Annotated in this window: 17 protein-coding genes; 8 read left to right on the top strand and 9 right to left on the bottom strand. The window is 64.4% G+C overall.

All coding sequences use genetic code 11. From position 1 onward, the window contains the following. The first annotated feature begins 104 nt into the window (after positions 1 to 104). The 3 genes from dapE to N5D53_RS15160 are packed head-to-tail and all read left to right on the top strand — an operon-like array spanning position 105 to position 2463. Entirely contained in the window at positions 105 to 1256 is a 1152-nt protein-coding gene (dapE, locus tag N5D53_RS15150; RefSeq protein WP_004574734.1) for a succinyl-diaminopimelate desuccinylase, read from the top strand. After that, the gene (locus tag N5D53_RS15155; protein WP_190870039.1) at positions 1256 to 2068 is read left to right on the top strand and encodes a putative RNA methyltransferase; all 813 of its coding nucleotides are present in this window, start codon (positions 1256 to 1258) and stop codon (positions 2066 to 2068) included. Before dapE ends, N5D53_RS15155 begins: the two co-directional genes overlap by 1 nt. Before the next feature lie 17 nt (positions 2069 to 2085). Beyond that, a complete protein-coding gene (locus N5D53_RS15160; RefSeq protein ID WP_010952612.1) occupies positions 2086 to 2463 on the top strand; it encodes a hypothetical protein in 378 nt (125 codons plus the stop codon). 122 nt (positions 2464 to 2585) lie between these two features. Here the strand turns inward: N5D53_RS15160 and N5D53_RS15165 are convergent, their stop codons facing one another. After that, a complete protein-coding gene (locus N5D53_RS15165; RefSeq protein ID WP_003252255.1) occupies positions 2586 to 2795 on the bottom strand; it encodes a cold-shock protein in 210 nt (69 codons plus the stop codon). 233 nt (positions 2796 to 3028) lie between these two features. Here N5D53_RS15165 and plsB point away from each other — a divergent pair, with 233 nt between their 5' ends. From plsB to N5D53_RS15180, 3 genes are all read left to right on the top strand, one after another. Then, positions 3029 to 5515: a glycerol-3-phosphate 1-O-acyltransferase PlsB gene (gene plsB / locus N5D53_RS15170; RefSeq protein ID WP_180689358.1), complete on the top strand. Its 2487-nt coding sequence runs from the start codon at positions 3029 to 3031 to the stop codon at positions 5513 to 5515. Positions 5516 to 5591: 76 nt separating this feature from the next. Continuing rightward, positions 5592 to 5990: a YbaY family lipoprotein gene (locus N5D53_RS15175; protein ID WP_003252249.1), complete on the top strand. Its 399-nt coding sequence runs from the start codon at positions 5592 to 5594 to the stop codon at positions 5988 to 5990. A gap of 33 nt (positions 5991 to 6023) precedes the next feature. After that, positions 6024 to 6710 carry a DUF4197 domain-containing protein gene (locus N5D53_RS15180; protein WP_003252248.1) on the top strand — a complete coding sequence of 229 codons (687 nt, stop codon included), beginning with the start codon at positions 6024 to 6026 and terminating at the stop codon, positions 6708 to 6710. Positions 6711 to 7154: 444 nt separating this feature from the next. Here N5D53_RS15180 and N5D53_RS15185 read toward each other — a convergent pair whose 3' ends face one another. Both N5D53_RS15185 and N5D53_RS15190 read right to left on the bottom strand, forming a co-directional pair. After that, positions 7155 to 10220 carry an efflux RND transporter permease subunit gene (locus tag N5D53_RS15185; protein WP_190870038.1) on the bottom strand — a complete coding sequence of 1022 codons (3066 nt, stop codon included), beginning with the start codon at positions 10218 to 10220 and terminating at the stop codon, positions 7155 to 7157. Positions 10221 to 10226: 6 nt separating this feature from the next. Then, entirely contained in the window at positions 10227 to 11327 is a 1101-nt protein-coding gene (locus N5D53_RS15190) for an efflux RND transporter periplasmic adaptor subunit (protein ID WP_012053558.1), read from the bottom strand. Between the two features lie 250 nt (positions 11328 to 11577). Here N5D53_RS15190 and N5D53_RS15195 point away from each other — a divergent pair, with 250 nt between their 5' ends. Beyond that, positions 11578 to 12219: a TetR/AcrR family transcriptional regulator gene (locus N5D53_RS15195; RefSeq protein WP_190870037.1), complete on the top strand. Its 642-nt coding sequence runs from the start codon at positions 11578 to 11580 to the stop codon at positions 12217 to 12219. 69 nt (positions 12220 to 12288) lie between these two features. Here N5D53_RS15195 and N5D53_RS15200 read toward each other — a convergent pair whose 3' ends face one another. Further along, the gene (locus tag N5D53_RS15200) at positions 12289 to 13065 is read right to left on the bottom strand and encodes a class I SAM-dependent methyltransferase (RefSeq protein WP_190870036.1); all 777 of its coding nucleotides are present in this window, start codon (positions 13063 to 13065) and stop codon (positions 12289 to 12291) included. Positions 13066 to 13169: 104 nt separating this feature from the next. Here N5D53_RS15200 and N5D53_RS15205 point away from each other — a divergent pair, with 104 nt between their 5' ends. Continuing rightward, complete coding sequence (locus tag N5D53_RS15205) at positions 13170 to 13790, top strand: hypothetical protein (protein ID WP_010952603.1); 621 nt, start codon at positions 13170 to 13172, stop codon at positions 13788 to 13790. Positions 13791 to 13792: 2 nt separating this feature from the next. On the opposite strand, the gene N5D53_RS15210 is transcribed toward N5D53_RS15205, so the two are convergent. The 5 genes from N5D53_RS15210 to tsaB all read right to left on the bottom strand — a co-directional run bounded on the left by N5D53_RS15210 (position 13793) and on the right by tsaB (position 17310). Further along, positions 13793 to 14482, bottom strand: a complete 690-nt coding sequence (locus N5D53_RS15210) for an extensin family protein (RefSeq protein WP_279840518.1) — start codon at positions 14480 to 14482, stop codon at positions 13793 to 13795. Next, positions 14482 to 15312: an isocitrate lyase/phosphoenolpyruvate mutase family protein gene (locus tag N5D53_RS15215; RefSeq protein ID WP_014592159.1), complete on the bottom strand. Its 831-nt coding sequence runs from the start codon at positions 15310 to 15312 to the stop codon at positions 14482 to 14484. The genes N5D53_RS15210 and N5D53_RS15215 overlap by 1 nt, the downstream gene beginning before the upstream one ends. A 28-nt stretch (positions 15313 to 15340) precedes the next feature. Then, positions 15341 to 16210 (bottom strand): DUF72 domain-containing protein, encoded by an 870-nt coding sequence (locus N5D53_RS15220; RefSeq protein WP_064491438.1) that lies wholly within the window; start codon positions 16208 to 16210, stop codon positions 15341 to 15343. A gap of 3 nt (positions 16211 to 16213) precedes the next feature. Next, the gene (locus tag N5D53_RS15225; protein ID WP_064491439.1) at positions 16214 to 16504 is read right to left on the bottom strand and encodes a hypothetical protein; all 291 of its coding nucleotides are present in this window, start codon (positions 16502 to 16504) and stop codon (positions 16214 to 16216) included. 131 nt (positions 16505 to 16635) lie between these two features. Further along, positions 16636 to 17310: a tRNA (adenosine(37)-N6)-threonylcarbamoyltransferase complex dimerization subunit type 1 TsaB gene (gene tsaB, locus N5D53_RS15230; RefSeq protein WP_014592162.1), complete on the bottom strand. Its 675-nt coding sequence runs from the start codon at positions 17308 to 17310 to the stop codon at positions 16636 to 16638. Between the last annotated feature and the right edge of the window lie 12 nt (positions 17311 to 17322).

A 17322-nucleotide genomic window follows, 5' to 3' on the forward strand; every position in this document is an offset into this window, starting at 1 on the left:
TGTGGGAGCGGGCGTGCCCGCGAATGGGCCGTGCTGCCCGAAACCATTTGATATAAGATAACGCCCCTCAGATTTCCCCGCCTTGCCTTGCCCCGGAGTCCCCCATGACGGCCCCTGCCGAGCTCTCGCCTACCCTTCAACTGGCCTGCGACCTGATCCGTCGCCCCTCGGTCACCCCCGTCGACGCCGATTGCCAGGCGCAGATGATGAACCGTCTGGGCGCCGTCGGTTTCCAGCTGGAGCCGATGCGCATTGAAGATGTCGACAACTTCTGGGCCACCCACGGCAGCCAGGACGGCCCGGTACTGTGTTTTGCCGGCCACACCGACGTGGTGCCTACCGGCCCGGTCCAGCAATGGCAGCATGAACCGTTCGAGGCGCTGATCGACGCCGACGGCATGCTCTGCGGCCGTGGCGCCGCCGACATGAAGGGCAGCCTGGCGTCCATGGTCATCGCCAGCGAGCGCTTCGTGCAGGACTACCCGAACCACCGCGGCAAGGTCGCGTTTCTGATCACCAGCGACGAGGAAGGACCCGCCCACCACGGCACCAAAGCGGTGGTCGAGCGCCTGAAAGCGCGCAACGAGCGCCTGGACTGGTGCATCGTCGGCGAACCGTCCAGCACCACCTTGCTGGGTGACGTGGTCAAGAACGGTCGCCGCGGTTCGCTGGGCGCCAAGCTGACCATACGCGGCAAACAGGGCCATGTGGCCTACCCGCACCTGGCGCGCAACCCGATCCACCTGGCCGCCCCGGCCCTGGCGGAACTGGCTGCCGAGCACTGGGACGAGGGCAATGCGTTCTTCCCGCCAACCAGCTTCCAGATCTCCAACCTCAATTCCGGCACCGGCGCCACCAACGTGGTCCCGGGCGAGCTGACCGCGCTGTTCAACTTCCGCTTCTCTACCGAGTCCACCGTCGAAGGCCTGCAGGCCCGAGTGTCGGCGATTCTCGACAAGCATGAACTGGACTGGTCGGTCGACTGGGCACTGTCGGGCCTGCCGTTCCTGACCGAACCAGGCGAGCTGCTCGACGCCGTGGCGGCCAGCATCAAGGGCGTCACCGGTCGCGATACCCAGCCCTCCACCAGCGGCGGTACCTCCGATGGCCGCTTCATCGCAACCATGGGCACCCAGGTGGTCGAACTCGGCCCGGTCAACGCCACCATCCACCAGGTTGACGAGCGGATCCTGGCCAGCGACCTCGATCTGCTGACCGAAATCTACTACCAGACCCTGGTCCGGTTGCTCGCCTGATGCTTGCCTGCCCGCTTTGCCAGGCGCCGCTGAGCCGGCTCGACAATGGTGTGGTGTGCCCGGCCGGCCACCGCTTCGACCGCGCCCGCCAGGGTTACCTGAACCTGCTGCCGGTGCAGCACAAGAACAGCCGCGCCCCCGGTGACAACCAGGCGATGGTCGAGGCACGCCGCGACTTTCTCGACGCCGGCCATTACGCGCCAGTCGCCCGCCGCCTGGCCGAGCTGGCCGCCGAGCGCCAGCCTGGCGCCTGGCTGGACATCGGCTGCGGCGAGGGTTACTACACCGCACAGATCGCCCAGGCCTTGCCGGCCGCCGACGGCTATGCGCTGGACATCTCCCGCGAAGCGGTCAAGCGCGCCTGCCGCCGAGCACCGGCGGTCACCTGGATGGTCGCCAGCATGGCCCGCGTGCCGCTGACCGACGCCAGCTGCCAGTTCATCGCCAGCGTTTTCAGCCCGCTGGACTGGGCCGAGGCCAAGCGCTTGCTCAGCCCCGGCGGCGGCCTGATGCGGGTCGGCCCGACCAGCGGCCACCTGATGGAACTGCGTGAAGTGCTCTACGATGAAGTACGCCCTTATGCCGACGACAAGCACCTGGCCCTGGTCCCTGAAGGCATGGCCCACGCCCACAGCGAAACCCTCGAGTTCCGCCTGAGCCTGGCCGCGCCCAAGGCCCGCGCCGACCTGCTGGCCATGACCCCACACGGCTGGCGCGCCAGCGCCGAAAAACGTGCCCGGGTGATCGACCAGCCCGAGCCGTTCGAGGTCACGGTTTCCATGCGTTATGACTATTTCGTGCGCCAAGACTGAGCACACCCGGAGCCCTTATGCGTCAACCTGATATCGAGATCTACCTGAAGGACGCCGACGTCGACCACAAGCAGATTGCCGAGTGGCTCGCCCAGGCAATCGGCCCGTGCACCGAGTGGAAGCAGAAAGGCCATACCTTCAAATGCCAGGCCGGTAACATTCCGGTCACTTGGTTACCCAAGGCTGTAGGGAAATGGAACAGCCTGTACCTGGAAAGCGACCAGACGCCGTGGGCCGATGACGTTGCCTGCGCCCGCGCCGCATTTGCCGCGCTGGGTGTGGAAGTGCGCTGCGCGCCGGGTGGCTGGGTCGAGGAAGACGGGGAAGAAGATGCTGACCGCTGGGTCCGCATCAGCGCCGACGGTGAAGAGGAAATCACCTGGCGTACATCATGAAACGGCAGGCTTGCTCGTTTCTGTAGGAGCGTGCTTACCCGCGAACACGGGCCTCGCCCGTGGCAGCCACCGTAGTGGCTGCTTCGCGGGCAAGCCCGCTCCTACGGCTTGAAACCAGAGGCTCAGAGGCCCACTACGTCTTCGGCTTGCAGGCCTTTCTGGCCCTGCACGCAGGCGTACTCCACCCGCTGCCCTTCGACCAGGGTACGATGCCCCTCACCGCGAATCGCCCGATAGTGGACGAACACATCCGCACCACCTTCGCGCTGAATGAAGCCATAACCCTTGGCATCGTTGAACCACTTTACATTCCCAGTCTCACGAGACGACATCTGAACTACTCCGGATTTTTATTGTGAAGATCGCCTTGCAGGCACGAGGTCACATGCCCCGTGCCAACGCCGCTTGCTGAAATATCCTGCAAGTGGCAGGCCGAGTATATGACACAGAACAAAAAAAATTGATGACGGTCCCGTCGTTGGCCGAATTTTGCTGAACTTACGCCGATACGGCAGACTAAATAGCAGAATACTCACCTGAACATCACACCCAGGGCACACACCCCATGACCCGTTCCCCCCTGCACCGCCTGATATTCGGCGGCCTGCGTCGCCTGTTGTACCTGTGGGTGCGCTCCGAGACCATCAACCAGTCTTCCATGACCCTCAACCTCGACCGCAGCCGGCCGGTGTTCTATGCGTTGCCCTCGCCCGCGCTCACCGACCTGGCCGTGCTCGACCACGAGTGCACCAAGGCGGGGCTGCCGCGCCCGGTGCTGCCGGTAGCCGTGGGCCCACTGCAGGAACCCGCCGCGTTCTTCTACCTGACCCCCGACCCGGACTGGCTCGGCCGCCAGGACAAAAGCGGCGCCCCGCCCACGCTCGAGCGCCTGGTGGCTGCCGTCAGCCAGCATGCCGAAGAAGATGCGCAGATCATTCCTGTCAGCGTGTTCTGGGGCCAGACCCCGGCCAGCGAGTCCAGCCCCTGGAAGCTGCTGTTCGCCGACAGCTGGGCGGTAACCGGGCGCCTGCGCCGGCTGCTGACCGTACTGATCCTGGGGCGCAAGACCCGGGTACAGTTCTCCGCGCCAATCCACCTGCGCGAACTGGTGCAGCACAACAAAGGTCACGAGCGCACCGTGCGCATGGCCCAGCGCCTGATGCGCGTGCACTTTCGCAACCTCAAGACTGCCGTCATCGGCCCGGACATCTCGCACCGACGCACCCTGGTCAAAGGCCTGGTCCATGCCCCGCAAGTGCGCCAGGCGATTGCCGACGAAGCTCAGCGCGAGAACCTGCCGCTGGCCAAAGCCGAGGCCCAGGCACTGCGCTATGGCAACGAGATAGCCTCGGACTACACCTATACCGCCATCCGCTTCCTCGAAGTGGTGCTCAGCTGGTTCTGGAACAAGATCTACGACGGCATCAAGGTCAACCACATCGAACAGGTGCAGGGTATCGCCCCTGGCCATGAAGTGATCTACGTGCCGTGCCACCGCAGCCACATCGACTACCTGCTGCTGTCGTACCTGCTGTTCCGCAACGGCCTCACCCCGCCGCACGTGGCTGCGGGCATCAACCTCAACATGCCTGTGGTCGGTAACCTGCTACGCCGTGGTGGCGCCTTCTTCATGCGCCGCACGTTCAAGGGCAACCCGCTTTACACGGCAGTGTTCAACGAGTACCTGCACACCCTGTACACCAAGGGCTTCCCGGTCGAGTACTTCGTCGAAGGCGGCCGCTCGCGCACCGGGCGCATGTTGCAGCCGCGCACCGGGATGCTGGCCATTACCCTGCGCAGCTTCCTGCGCTCGTCGCGTACGCCAATCGTGTTCGTGCCGGTGTACATCGGCTACGAACGCGTGCTCGAAGGCCGTACCTACCTGGGCGAACTGCGCGGCGCCAGCAAGAAGAAGGAGTCGGTGTTGGACATCTTCAAGGTGTTCGGTGCACTCAAGCAGCGCTTTGGCCAGGTCTACGTCAACTTCGGCGAACCCATCCGCCTGGCTGGTTTCCTCGACCAGCAGCAGCCCGGCTGGCGTGAACAGGATCACGGTCCGCAGTACCGGCCGGATTGGCTCAACGCCACCACCGCCCGCCTTGGAGAAACCGTGGCCCGTCACCTCAACGAGGCGGCCGCCATCAACCCGGTCAACCTGGTGGCCCTGGCACTGCTGTCGACCAGCCGCCTTGCCCTGGACGAGCGCGCCCTGACCCGCGTTCTCGACCTGTACCTGGCGCTGCTGCGCCAAGTGCCCTACTCGCCGCACACCACCCTGCCCGAGGGCGACGGCCAGGCACTGATCGAACATGTGCGCAGCATGAACCTGGTGGCCGAGCAGAAGGACGCCCTGGGCCGCATCCTCTACCTGGATGAAGGCAACGCGGTGCTGATGACCTACTACCGCAACAACGTGCTGCACATCTTCGCCCTGCCGGCGCTGCTGGCCAGCTTCTTCCTCAGCAGTTCCCGCATGAGCCGCCAACTGCTGGGCCAGTATGTGCATGCGCTTTATCCCTATCTGCAGGCCGAACTGTTCCTGCGCTGGACGCCAGAACAGCTGGACGAGGTCATCGACCAATGGCTGGTCGCGCTGGTGGAACAGGGCCTGCTGCGCCAGGACAACGACCTGTACGTGCGCCCGGCGCCCAGCTCGCGGCAGTTCGTGTTGCTGACCCTGCTCGCCCGCACCATCACCCAGACCCTGCAGCGCTTCTACATGGCCACCTCGCTGCTGATCAACAGCGGGCAGAACAGCCTGAGCGCCGAAGCGCTGGAAGACCTGTGCGTGATGATGGCCCAGCGCCTGTCGATCCTGCATGGCCTGAACGCACCGGAGTTCTTCGACAAGACGCTGTTCCGCCACTTCATCCAGACCTTGCTTCAGCAAGGCGTGCTGCACGCCGACGCGCAAGGCAAGCTGGGTTATCACGACAAGCTCGGCGAGCTGGCCGAGGGCGTGGCCAAGCGAGTACTGTCGGCCGAGCTGCGCCTGTCGATCCGCCAGGTGGCCCTGCACCGTGACGACGGGCTGGAAACTTCGACCCTCTAACGGTTCATCGGTCGGCAAAATCCGCTAAAGTCCGTGGGGTTGGCCACAAGCCAGCTCCAAGGACACCGGAGATTCCATGAAAAAGCTCTTTATGCTGTGTTGCGCATCCCTGCTTGCAGCCTGCTCCAGCCAAACCCCACCCAACCAGGCCAGCCTGGACGGCGAAGTCTTCTACCTGCAGCGCATTGCCCTGCCGCCTGCCGCCACCCTGAGCGTGGAACTGCAGGATGTGTCGCTGATGGACGCCCCTGCCGTGACCCTGGCGCGCCAGGCCGGTCCGGTCAAAGGCAACGTGCCGCTGCCGTTCCATCTCACCTATGACCCCGCGCAGGTCAAGCCTGGCCACCGCTATGCGGTGAGCGCGCGCATCGAGCTGAATGGCAAGTTGCTGTTCATCAATACCGAACACCACGGTGTCGCGCTTGATGGCAGTGACCCGCAATCGGTACGCATCAAGGTAGATCAGGTTCGCTGATACCCGCACTCATCCGTTTACAAGGAAAGCTTCATGATCCGCACTTCCCTGCGCTTCACCACCCTGTGCGCCGGCCTGCTGCTGTCGGCCAGCGCCCTGGCCCTGTCGCTGGGCGACCTCAGCCAGAAAGACGCCACCGGCGGCCTGAAAGATGCCCTGACCCAAGGTGCGCAACTGGCCGTCAAGCAACTGAGCACCCCAGGCGGCTTCAGCAATAATCCGGACGTGCGCATCGAGCTGCCAGGCAACCTGGGCAAAGCCGCCAAGGCGATGAAGATGTTCGGCAAGGGTGAACAGGTCGAAGCCCTGGAAACCAGCATGAACAAAGCCGCCGAGGCCGCCGTGCCGCAGGCCCAGGCGATTCTGGTGGATGCCGTCAAGAACATGAGCGTGACCGATGCCAAGGGCATTCTCAGCGGCGGTGACGACTCGGCCACCCAGTACCTGAACAAGAGCAGCCGCGAGCAGATCCGCGCCAAGTTCCTGCCAATCGTCAAGCAGGCCACCGACAAGGTTGGCGTGGCCCAGCAGTACAATGCCTTCGCCGCCCAGGCCAAAGGCCTGGGGCTGGTCAAGGATGACGCCAATATCGAGAACTACGTGACCGAGAAGGCGCTGGATGGCCTGTTCGAGATGATCGGCAAGCAGGAGCAGAGCATTCGCCAGAACCCGGCAGCTGCGGCTACCAGCCTGGCCAAGAAGGTCTTCGGCGCGCTGTAGGAGCGGGTTCACCCGCGAAAGGGCCGGGCCTGCTGGCCAATTTTCACCAGCCGTTCAACGTTGCTGCCGCTACCGTATTCGCGGGTAAACCCGCTCCTACAATGATCGAAAAGCCTGCGCGGTCCTCTGTAGGAGCGGGTTCACCCGCGAAAGGGCCAGGCCTGCTGGCCAATTTTCACCAGCCGCTCACCGTTGCTGCCGCCACCGTATTCGCGGGTAAACCCGCTCCTACAATGATCGAAAAGCCTGCGCGGTCCTCTGTAGGAGCGGGTTCACCCGCGAAAGGGCCGGGCCTGCTGGCCAATTTTCACCAGCCGCTCACCGTTGCTGCCGCCACCGTATTCGCGGGTAAACCCGCTCCTACACGGCGGCGGGGTTGGACACAGGCCGTCGTAGGAGCGGGTTCACCCGCGAAGGGAGGGCCAAGCCCTCCCCCTGCGGTCTTCAGCCCTTCTTCACCCTGAACCACGCCGCATACAACGCCGGCAGGAACAGCAGTGTAAGCACCGTGGCCACGATCAGCCCACCCATGATCGCCACCGCCATCGGTCCATAGAACACACTACGCGACAACGGGATCATGGCCAGCACCGCCGCCAGCGCGGTCAGCACGATCGGCCGGAAGCGCCGCACCGTAGCCTCGATGATCGCCTGCCAGCGCTCCATCCCCGCTGCGATGTCCTGCTCGATCTGGTCCACCAGGATCACCGAGTTGCGCATGATCATCCCCGCCAAGGCAATGGTGCCAAGCATGGCGACAAAGCCGAATGGCTGGCGGAACACCAGCAGGAACAGGGTCACACCGATCAACCCCAGCGGCGCGGTGAGGAACACCATCACCGTGCGCGAGAAACTGCGCAGCTGGATCATCAGCAAGCTCAGGACTACCACAATGAACAGTGGCATGCCGGCATTCACCGATTTCTGCCCCCGTTCGGAGTCCTCCACCGTGCCGCCCACCTCCAGCAGGTAGCCATCGGGCAGCTTGGCGCGGATTTCCTGCAGGGTCGGCAGAATCTGCTTCACCAGCGTCGCCGGCTGCTCCTGGTCGTAGATATCGGCACGCACGGTCACCGTCGGCAAGCGGTTGCGGTGCCAGATAATGCCTTCTTCAAAGCCGTACTCCAGGGTCGCCACCTGCGACAGCGCCACGCTCTGGCCATTGTCGGTGGGCAATGCCAGGCTACCCAGGTTGCCCAGCTCGCTGCGCTCCTGGAGGGTGCCGCGCAGCAGGATCTCGATCAGTTCGTTGTCCTCGCGGTACTGGCTGACCGTGGTGCCGATCAGCGAGCTTTGCAGGAAGCTCGCCAGGTGCGAAGTGCTCACGCCCAGCGCACGGGCGCGGTCCTGGTCGATTTCGAGGAACACCGCCTTGCTGGGTTCCTCCCAGTCCAGGTGCACGTTCACCACATGCGGGTTCTCGCGCACCTTGTCCGCCACTTCACGGGCCAGTGCACGGGCCTTCTCGATATGCTCGCCAGTGACCCGGAACTGCACCGGGTAGCCCACAGGCGGGCCGTTTTCCAGGCGCGTGACCCGGGCACGCAGGTCGGGGAACTGCTGGTCCACAGTGCTGATCAGCCAACTGCGCAGGCGCTCGCGGTCTTCCATCGACTTGGCCAGCACCACGAACTGGGCAAAGCTGGCTGCCGGCAGTTGCTGGTCCAGCGGCAGGTAGAAGCGCGGCGAACCGGTGCCCACATAGGCCACGTAGTTGTCGATACCGTCCTGCTGCTTGAGCAGCCCCTCCAGCTGCTTGACCCGCTCGGCGGTATTGGCCAGCGAGGCACCTTCGGCCAGCTTCAGGTCAACCATCAGCTCCGGGCGCCCGGAAGCCGGGAAGAACTGCTGGGGTACGAAGCGGAACAGCAGGATGCTGCCGACAAAGGCAGCGATGGTCAGCAGAATTACCGTCTTGCGCCGCCGTACGCACCACTCCACCAGCCGTCGCACGCGCTGGTAGAACGGGGTGGCGTATGGGTCTGGTGCATGGCCGTCCTTGCCATGACGCGCCGCATGCAGCTTGGCCAGGTCGGGTAGCAGGCGCTCGCCCAGGTAAGGCACGAACACCACGGCCGCCACCCAAGAGGTCAGCAAAGCGATGGTGACCACCTGGAAGATCGACCGGGTGTATTCGCCCGTGCTGGAGGCCGCGGTGGCAATCGGCAGAAAGCCTGCTGCCGTGATCAGCGTACCGGTGAGCATCGGGAAGGCCGTACTCGTCCAGGCATAGCTGGCTGCCTTGAGGCGGTCATAGCCCTGCTCCATCTTGATCGCCATCATCTCCACGGCAATGATCGCGTCGTCCACCAGCAAGCCCAGGGCCAGCACCAGCGCGCCAAGGGAAATCTTGTGCAGGCCGATGCCGAAGTAGTGCATGGCGGCAAAGGTCATGGCCAACACCAGCGGAATGGCCAGCGCCACCACCAGGCCAGTGCGCAGGCCCAGCGAGAAGAAGCTCACCAGCAGCACAATGATCAACGCCTCGACCAGCACCTGCACGAACTCGCCCACGCCGGCCTTCACCGCCGCCGGCTGATCCGAAACCTTGCGCAGCGCCATGCCGGCAGGCAGGTTATGCGCCAGGCGCTCGAACTCGCCTTCCAGGGCCTTGCCCAGTACCAGGATGTCGCCACCGTCTTTCATCGACACCGCCAGGCCAATGGCATCCTCGCCCATGAAGCGCATGCGCGGTGCAGGTGGGTCGTTGAAGCCACGGTGCACCTCGGCGACATCACCAATCCGGAAGGTGCGATCACCCACGCGAATGGGGAACTGGCGGATCTGCTCGACACTGTCGAAACGCCCGCTCACGCGCAGTTGCAAGCGCTCGCTGGGCGTCTCGAAGAAACCGGCGGTGCTCACCGCGTTCTGCTCTTGCAACGCCTTCTGCACGGCTTCCAGGGGCACGCCGAGGGTGGCCAACTTGAGGTTGGACAGCTCGATCCAGACTTTCTCGTCCTGCAGGCCGATCAGCTCGACCTTGCCCACATCCTTGACCCGCTGCAGCTGGATCTGGATACGGTCGGCGTAGTCCTTGAGCACCGCATAGTCAAAGCCTTCGCCAGTCAGCGCATAGATGTTGCCGAAGGTGGTGCCGAACTCGTCGTTGAAGAACGGGCCCTGGATCTCCGGCGGCAAGGTGTGGCGAATGTCCGCAACCTTCTTGCGGATCTGGTACCACAACTCGGGGATGTCCTTGGAGTGCAGCGAGTCGCGGGCCATGAAAGTAACCTGCGATTCGCCGGGGCGAGAGAACGAGACGATTCTCTCGTACTCACCGGTTTCCATCAGCTTCTTCTCGATGCGCTCGGTCACCTGCCGCGCCACTTCTTCAGCGCTGGCGCCTGGCCACAGGGTGCGGATGACCATGGCCTTGAAGGTGAATGGCGGGTCCTCGCTCTGGCCAAGTTTGGTGTACGACATGGCGCCAATGGCGGCCAGCAGGATCATCAGGAACAGGACGATCTGGCGGTTGCGCAGCGCCCAGGCAGAAAGGTTGAAACCCATCGGGACTTACTCCTTGGCCGTCAGGTTCACTACACGGTTGCTGCGGTCCACGGGGCGTACCTCCTGGCCCTCGCGCAGTACATGGCCACCAGCGGCAACCACCCAGTCACCCGGGTCCAGGCCTTCGAGCACCGGCACGCTGTCGCTGCCATAAGCCCCCAGGCGCACGGTCGCCCGCTCCAGGCGGCTTTCCTTGTTCACCCGCCAGACATAGGCCTGACCGTTTTCCGCAGTCACTGCCGACAGCGGTACCGCCAGCGGGATCAGCCCGTCCTTGGCGATGAACACCCGGGCGCTCTGGCCCAGCTCGGCCGGTACGGCGGCCGTGGTGAAGGCGATGCGCGCCGCGAACGTGCGCGAGCGCGGGTCGGCGGCCGGTGACAGCTCGCGAATGCGCCCCTGGAAACGCGCCTGCGGGTGCGACCACAGCTCCACGCTCACCGGTTGGCCCACAGCGAAGCGGGCAAACTGCTGCTCCGGCAGGCCGATGGCCACTTCTCGCTCGCCATCGGCGGCAAGGGTGAACACGGTCTGCCCGGCGGCGACCACCTGGCCCACTTCAACCTGGCGCTTGGCGATCACCCCGGCCTGCGGCGCACGCAATACGGCATATTCGGCCTGGTTGCCCGCCACATCGAACTCGGCCTTGGCCTGCTTCAGACGGGCAAGGCCTGCACGGTAAAGGTTTTCGGCGTTGTCGAACTGGGAGTGGCTGACCATCTGCCGTTCCAGCAGCTTCTGGTAGCGGTCGCGCTCGGCGCGCACCAATGCCAGGTTGGCCTCGGCAGCCGCCAGCTGGGCGCGATTGGCTTCAAGTTGCAGGCGCACGTCCTGCGGGTCCAGCTCGGCCAGCGGCTGGTCGGCCTTGACCCGCTGCCCCTCCTCCACCAGGCGCTTGCTGACCTTGCCGCCAATGCGGAAGGCCAGCTCCGGCTCGAAGCGCGCGCGCACTTCGCCGGGGTAACTGTCGGCAGCGGCTTCGGCCGGCTGTGGCTGCACCACCAGCGCCGGGCGCGGCGCGGCGGGTGGGGCAGCTTCCTGGCCACACGCCGCCAGAAGCAGGGCAGCAGCGGCGGGCAGAGCGATGGACAAGGCATGGCGCAACATGATGAATCCTTTCGCGGAGTGCACATTTAATATTTGTACTGGCTGGTATATTAAATCAGCGCAACGATGCCGGGAAGGGCATGCGCTGGCTTTTCGACGACCTGGCTGGAGCCCTCTGGCGCCTGTGAGATCAAGCGGCGGCTGAACGCCCACCCTGTCGATCAACTGAGCGCTGGCAGGCCGCAGGTAAATGTGAGCTAGGTTTAGCCGTATCGCGGCTGACCCGTTAAGATGGGGATTCTTAAACCAGATGCAGACCACAATGCTCAACGACGCACCCATCGGCCCAGGCCGGCCCAAGGACCTGGCCAAGCGCGAGGCGATCCTTGAAGCGGCCAAGGCCCTGTTCCTCAGCCTTGGCTACGCCAACACCAGCATGGATGCGGTCGCTGCGGCGGCAGGTGTTTCAAAGCTCACCGTGTACAGCCACTTCACCGACAAACAGACATTGTTCTGTTCGGCGGTCATGGCCACCTGCCAGATCCAGTTGCCTGACCTGCTGTTCGAGTATCCCGAGGGGGTACCGGTGGAAGAAGTGCTGCTGACGATTGCCCGCAACTTCCAGGCGCTTATCAGCAGTGACGAAGCGATCAAGCTCAGCCGCCTGATCATGGCCCAGGGCAGCCTGGACCCGAGTTTTGGCGAGTACTTCTACGAGGCCGGGCCCAAGCGCGTGCTCGCAGGCATGGAAGCGCTACTGCGTGGGGCACATGAGCGCGGGCTGCTGCGCATCGACAACCCGCTGCGCGCCGCGGAGCACTTCTTCTGCCTGGTCAAAGGGGCACCGGATTACCGCTTGCTACTGGGATGTGCGGGGCCGCTGGAAGGCGATGAAGCCGAGGCGCATGTGCGCGAGGTGGTGGGGGTGTTCTTGAAGGCATTCAAACCCTGATACCTGGATATCTTTGCAGGCCTCTTCGCGAGCTTACCCGCGAAGAGGCCTGGGCAGGCCACACAAACGTCAGGCTTTCAACGCCTTCTTCGGATAAATGTCATACCGGCTCGACTTGCCTTCCAGGCTGTGGCTCGGCTTCGGCCCGTCGATGATCGGTGCCTTGCGCGGGCGCTTCACCACCACCCGGTGGCTGGCCAGCGCCAGGGCGGCTTCAAGCAGCGCCGGGGCATCCAGGTCATCGCCCACCAAAGGCCGGAACACACGCATTTCCTTTTTCACCAGGGCGCTCTTGTCGCGGTGCGGGAACATCGGGTCGAGGTAGATCACCTGCGGCGCCTCTCCTTCCCAGGCGCGCATGCGCTCGATGGCGTTGCCGGTCAGCAGGCGCATGCGCCCGACAATCGGGCCCACTTCTTCATCCGCTCGCGCCCGCGCCAGGCCGTCCTCCAGCAGCGCGGCAATCAGCGGCTGGCGCTCGATCAGGGTCATCTGGCAGCCAAGGCTGGCCAGCACGAACGCGTCCTTGCCCAGCCCCGCCGTGGCATCCAGCACCTGCGGCCGGATACCTTGGGCAATGCCCACGGCCTTGGCGATCATCTGCCCGTTGCCGCCGCCAAACTGGCGGCGATGCGCAGCCTGGCCTTCGACGAAGTCCACACGCACCGGCCCAGGCGCCTGCGGGCCAAGTTGCTGAATCTGCAAGCCATCGGCGCCCACCTGCACCGCGAAAGCAGCGGTATCGTCCTGCAGCGGCAGGCCCAGGCGTTCAGCCCACGCCGTGGCCTGTTGCGCATACTCAGCTGTCATCGCCTCGACCCTGATACCCGTGCCTTGCTCTTCCATCGTTCACACCCGAAAAATCAAACCAAGCCCTTAATGAATCGGCAGCCACGGCCGATACAGGCAATATCCCGCTATTCTGCCAGAGCACAGCGCGCACGACTGCCATGTCAGATACTCTTCCCATCGGCTTGACCTATTTGTCGCCCGTCGGCAACTACAGTCAGCACAACACCCAGGCACTCGGGGGCGTCAGCCACCTGTGGCAGGATTTCTTTGCCCGGGCCATGGCCGAGCAGCAGGAAGAGCCCGTAGACGGCGTCAGCCAGTCGTTCGTGCAATACGACCAGGACAGCGGCGAACCCATCGGCGGCGCCCGTGCACTGGCCTTGATCGACGCCCAGCGCGCCTGCCCGGTGCACGACACCATCGTGGCGCCACCCGAACCGTTGTTTCTGCCCAAGGCCGAACTTGAAGCCAAGCTGCTGCCGCCCGCCCCCGAGCCGTTCAGCGCCATGGAACTGATCGAGCAACAGCGCCAGCTCGACATCAACAACAGCTGGCTGCGCCCGGTGGTGATGAACCAGGGTCAGCCGATCGCCGAACCCGGCCCTGGCCCCACGCCACGGTCACTGTTCCTGCCCATCGCCGAGCTGGAAAGCAACCTGCTGGACCCGGCCCCGGAACCGTTCGACGACGCCACCCTGGCCAAGCAGCAGAATGACCTGGCGTTCGACATCCACTGGGCGCGCCCAGTGGTGCTGAACAACGTGCGCGCGTACGCCTGAGGCTAACGACAGATCTGCCAGCGCCCCATGTCCAGGTGAAAGTGGTTGCGGTGCGCAGCGTTGTAATCCGGCCCCAGTACCGTGCTGAAGCTCTCGCAAGCGGCCTGCTGCACCTGACGCAAGAATTCCGCCTTCTGCCCGCCCGCCTGCCAGTCACGCGCCAGGATAATGCGCTGGCCGTCCTTCAGGCGAAAACCGCTGATGTCCAGCGCATTGGCCGTGGCGTGCTGGCTCAAACGGGCCTGCTTGCGGTGGTAGACGTTGCGGCAGGCAAAGCTGCCCAGGTGATCGACCTGCGTCACCGGTTGCCCAAACACTTCCTGCGCCGCCGGCTGCAAGCCATGGTTTTCGAACAGTGCATAGGCCACCGCCAACGGGCAACTGGCCAGAAAGCTGCTGCTCAGCCGCGCCTGGCCGCCCTCGATGCGCCATACGTTCTGCAGCGGGCAGTTGGCCGACGCCGGGCTCTCGGCTTGTGCCCGGTAACGCAGGTGGCTGGTTTCCAGCGCCTGCCGGCACAGCGTTGGGTCATCGCGTAGGCGCGACAGTTTGTAGGGGGTCAGCAGGTTGGGCGGCTGGCGTACGTCCAGCGGCGCCCAGGGGTTCCATGTGACAGGCAGGCGCCAGCCGAAGTGCCAGGCCAGGCCGGCCACCGTCAGCAGGCCGGCCAGTAGCGCCAGCAATGCCCTCATCAGCGGCGGAACAGGTCGTTCAGCTGGGCAAACGGCATTGCCTGCTCACCGTAGCCGAACGTGCCCTCATCGCGAATTTCCTGCGCCGCCCGGTAGAAGGCCCCGAGTGCAGCACGGGCCAGCGACGAGCCAACGCTGACGCGGCGCACGCCCAGGTCCTGCAACTGGTTGACGCTCAGCGGCACGCCCGCCATGCCCATCAGCACATTCACAGGACGCGGTGCGACTGCCTGCACCACGGCACGGACTTCCTCCACGGTGCGCAACCCAGGCGCGTAGAGCACGTCGGCACCGGCTTCGGCATAGGCTTGCAGGCGCAGGATGGTGTCGTCGAGGTCCATGCGTCCGTGCAGCAGGTTTTCTGCCCGGGCGCACAAGGTGAACGGGAATGGCAGGCTTCGCGCAGCCTGCACAGCGGCGCGCACGCGCTCCACAGCCAACCCGAAGTCATAGATGGGCGCATCACTGCGGCCACTGGCATCTTCGATGGAGCCGCCCACCAGGCCAATTTCGGCGGCACGCAGAATGGTCTGGGCACAGTCTTCGGGCAAGTCGCCAAAACCGTTTTCCAGATCGGCGGCCACCGGCAGCGCGGTGGCATCGACGATCTCGCCGGCATTGTCCAGTGTATCGTCCAGGCTCAAGGCGCCTTCGGCGTCTGGCCGGCCCAGGCTGAAGGCCAGGCCTGCACTGGTGGTAGCCAGCGCCTCGAAACCCAGGCTGGCGAGCAACTTGGCGGAGCCGGCATCCCACGGGTTGGGGATGACGAACGCGCCGTCGCGCTCGTGTAACGCCTTGAAGGCCTCAGCTCGCAGGGTTTGCACATCCATGGTTCAACCTCCGGCAGTCAGGGAAAGGTCAGAGTAGCCCCAATTGTTCGACCTCAGGGGCGCGCGGCAATTCCGGCAAAGGTGCCAGGCCCGGCAAGCGTGCCATCAGGCGTTGATGGAAACGCTGGGCCAGCGCCGCAGCCTGGCGATTGTCCGAGGTGTGCAGGAAGATATAGGGATTGCGGCCTTCTTCGATCCAGGCGGCGACTTTTTCTACCCAAGGGCTAAGGAAGGTGTGATTGGCCTCCAGTTCAGGATGGCCAATGAAGCGAACCTGCGGGTGCTGGCTGAAGGCTGCCGGCCGCGGAGGCACCTTGGGCTTCTTCGACTGCGCATGCAGCACGGCAGGGTCGCGCGAGGTACAACTGAACAGCGCACGCGGGTCGAGGCAGATACGCTCCACACCGCGCTCGTGCAGCAGGCGATTGAGCAGGCGTTCTTCCTCACCCTTGGCAAAAAAGGCCTGGTTGCGCACTTCCACAGCCACGGGCACGGCGATCTGATCGAGGAAGTGACAAAGCTCACCCAGGCGCGCCGGGCCGAACTGGGCCGGCAACTGCAACCAGTAGGGTGATACGCGCTGGCCCAGCGGGGCCATCAGCCGAGTGAAGTCGAAGGCAGGTTCAAGCTGGTCACGCAGGTCGCCCTCATGGCTGACATCCCGCGGAAACTTGGCAGTGAAGCGAAAGTGCTCGGGCATGACCTGCGCCCAGCGGGCAATGGTGCCGGGAGCGGGACGTGCGTAGAAAGTGGTGTTGCCTTCGACGGCGTTGAACACCTGGCTGTAGAAGCCAAGCATTTGATTACTGTTGGCGTCAGCGGGGTACAGGTAGTCGCGCCAGGCGTTTTCGCTCCACGACGGGCAACCGAGAAAGTAAGGCAGTGGTGAGGGATTCATCCATCAAATGTACAGGTCGAGCCCCAGTACTTCCATGTCCCAGTCAGTAAAGCCGGCAGTGCTCAGGTAGCTGGCCAGTGCGGTGGCGGTGCGGCGGTCACGGGCGCGAGGGAAAACCATATCCTGCTGGCGGGCTGGCATGCCACCACCAGGGCGGCGGGCGGTGGCTTCCTGCGGGGCGGCTTCTGCCTCCTCGATCACCTCGGCATCGTCGATGGCCTCGTCACGCACCGCTGCTTTGCGCGAGGTGCGCTTGAGCGGGTAGGACTGCGATGAGAAACCGTCGATACGCATGGCATGAGCACTCAGGACCAATGATGGCAATTTAGCAGCATCAGGGTTCCGTCGCTAATGCTTGAGTGATAACTGGACCACAGATCGCGCAAAAGGTTTTAGCGTGTTCGGCGATAACCGACGAACAGCACTCAGTGCTTCTTGGGCGTGGCTACATTATCGCGCAGATAAACCGGTTGCGCCTGCTCGGCGACAATTGCCTCGCCACGGGCCCAGGCAAAGGTGGCCAGGCTGAGAATGTCCAGAGCATTGGGCAAGGCAGCCGGGTTGCTCGCCGCCACCTGTACCGCCAGGCGCTCGGCATAGCCCCACCCGGTACCGGCACCGAACCACTCGCCATTGCTGCCTGCCGGCAGCGCCACCTGCTCGGGCGGCAATACGGCTTCACGGCCGACCAGGCACATTTCGCCCGCCGTGGCCTGGTAGCAGCCCCAGTAAACTTCATCCATGCGCGCATCGATGGCAGCGGCCACCTGCTGCACGCCCTGCTCGCGCAATGCACCCTGGGCCAAAGCGGCCAGGTTGGACACCGGCAGCACCGGGCGTTCGAGGGCGAAGGCCAGGCCTTGCACAACACCGATGGCAATACGAACGCCGGTGAACGCGCCCGGGCCACGGCCAAAGGCAATGGCATCCAGCGCATTCAGTGCCACGCCAGAGTCGGCCAGCAGTTGCTTGATCATCGGCAGCAGCTTCTGGGCATGCATGCGCGGGATCACCTCGTAGTGGCTGGTCACCTTGCCGTCATGCAGCAGCGCGACGGAACAGGCTTCGGTGGCGGTATCCAGGGCCAGCAGGGTGGTCATCGAACGGGTATC

The organism is Pseudomonas sp. GD03862 (genome assembly GCF_029840855.1).
Lineage (GTDB): Bacteria > Pseudomonadota > Gammaproteobacteria > Pseudomonadales > Pseudomonadaceae > Aquipseudomonas > Aquipseudomonas alloputida.

What these genes read in the sequence shown, in the direction of transcription:
- dapE (WP_004574734.1), top strand. Translation starts at nt 105, where the DNA reads ATGACGGCCCCTGCCGAGCTCTCGCCTACCCTTCAACTGGCCTGCGAC.
- N5D53_RS15155 (WP_190870039.1), top strand. Translation starts at nt 1,256, where the DNA reads ATGCTTGCCTGCCCGCTTTGCCAGGCGCCGCTGAGCCGGCTCGACAAT.
- N5D53_RS15160 (WP_010952612.1), top strand. Translation starts at nt 2,086, where the DNA reads ATGCGTCAACCTGATATCGAGATCTACCTGAAGGACGCCGACGTCGAC.
- N5D53_RS15165 (WP_003252255.1), bottom strand. Translation starts at nt 2,795, where the DNA reads ATGTCGTCTCGTGAGACTGGGAATGTAAAGTGGTTCAACGATGCCAAG.
- plsB (WP_180689358.1), top strand. Translation starts at nt 3,029, where the DNA reads ATGACCCGTTCCCCCCTGCACCGCCTGATATTCGGCGGCCTGCGTCGC.
- N5D53_RS15175 (WP_003252249.1), top strand. Translation starts at nt 5,592, where the DNA reads ATGAAAAAGCTCTTTATGCTGTGTTGCGCATCCCTGCTTGCAGCCTGC.
- N5D53_RS15180 (WP_003252248.1), top strand. Translation starts at nt 6,024, where the DNA reads ATGATCCGCACTTCCCTGCGCTTCACCACCCTGTGCGCCGGCCTGCTG.
- N5D53_RS15185 (WP_190870038.1), bottom strand. Translation starts at nt 10,220, where the DNA reads ATGGGTTTCAACCTTTCTGCCTGGGCGCTGCGCAACCGCCAGATCGTC.
- N5D53_RS15190 (WP_012053558.1), bottom strand. Translation starts at nt 11,327, where the DNA reads ATGTTGCGCCATGCCTTGTCCATCGCTCTGCCCGCCGCTGCTGCCCTG.
- N5D53_RS15195 (WP_190870037.1), top strand. Translation starts at nt 11,578, where the DNA reads ATGCAGACCACAATGCTCAACGACGCACCCATCGGCCCAGGCCGGCCC.
- N5D53_RS15200 (WP_190870036.1), bottom strand. Translation starts at nt 13,065, where the DNA reads ATGGAAGAGCAAGGCACGGGTATCAGGGTCGAGGCGATGACAGCTGAG.
- N5D53_RS15205 (WP_010952603.1), top strand. Translation starts at nt 13,170, where the DNA reads ATGTCAGATACTCTTCCCATCGGCTTGACCTATTTGTCGCCCGTCGGC.
- N5D53_RS15210 (WP_279840518.1), bottom strand. Translation starts at nt 14,482, where the DNA reads ATGAGGGCATTGCTGGCGCTACTGGCCGGCCTGCTGACGGTGGCCGGC.
- N5D53_RS15215 (WP_014592159.1), bottom strand. Translation starts at nt 15,312, where the DNA reads ATGGATGTGCAAACCCTGCGAGCTGAGGCCTTCAAGGCGTTACACGAG.
- N5D53_RS15220 (WP_064491438.1), bottom strand. Translation starts at nt 16,210, where the DNA reads ATGAATCCCTCACCACTGCCTTACTTTCTCGGTTGCCCGTCGTGGAGC.
- N5D53_RS15225 (WP_064491439.1), bottom strand. Translation starts at nt 16,504, where the DNA reads ATGCGTATCGACGGTTTCTCATCGCAGTCCTACCCGCTCAAGCGCACC.
- tsaB (WP_014592162.1), bottom strand. Translation starts at nt 17,310, where the DNA reads ATGACCACCCTGCTGGCCCTGGATACCGCCACCGAAGCCTGTTCCGTC.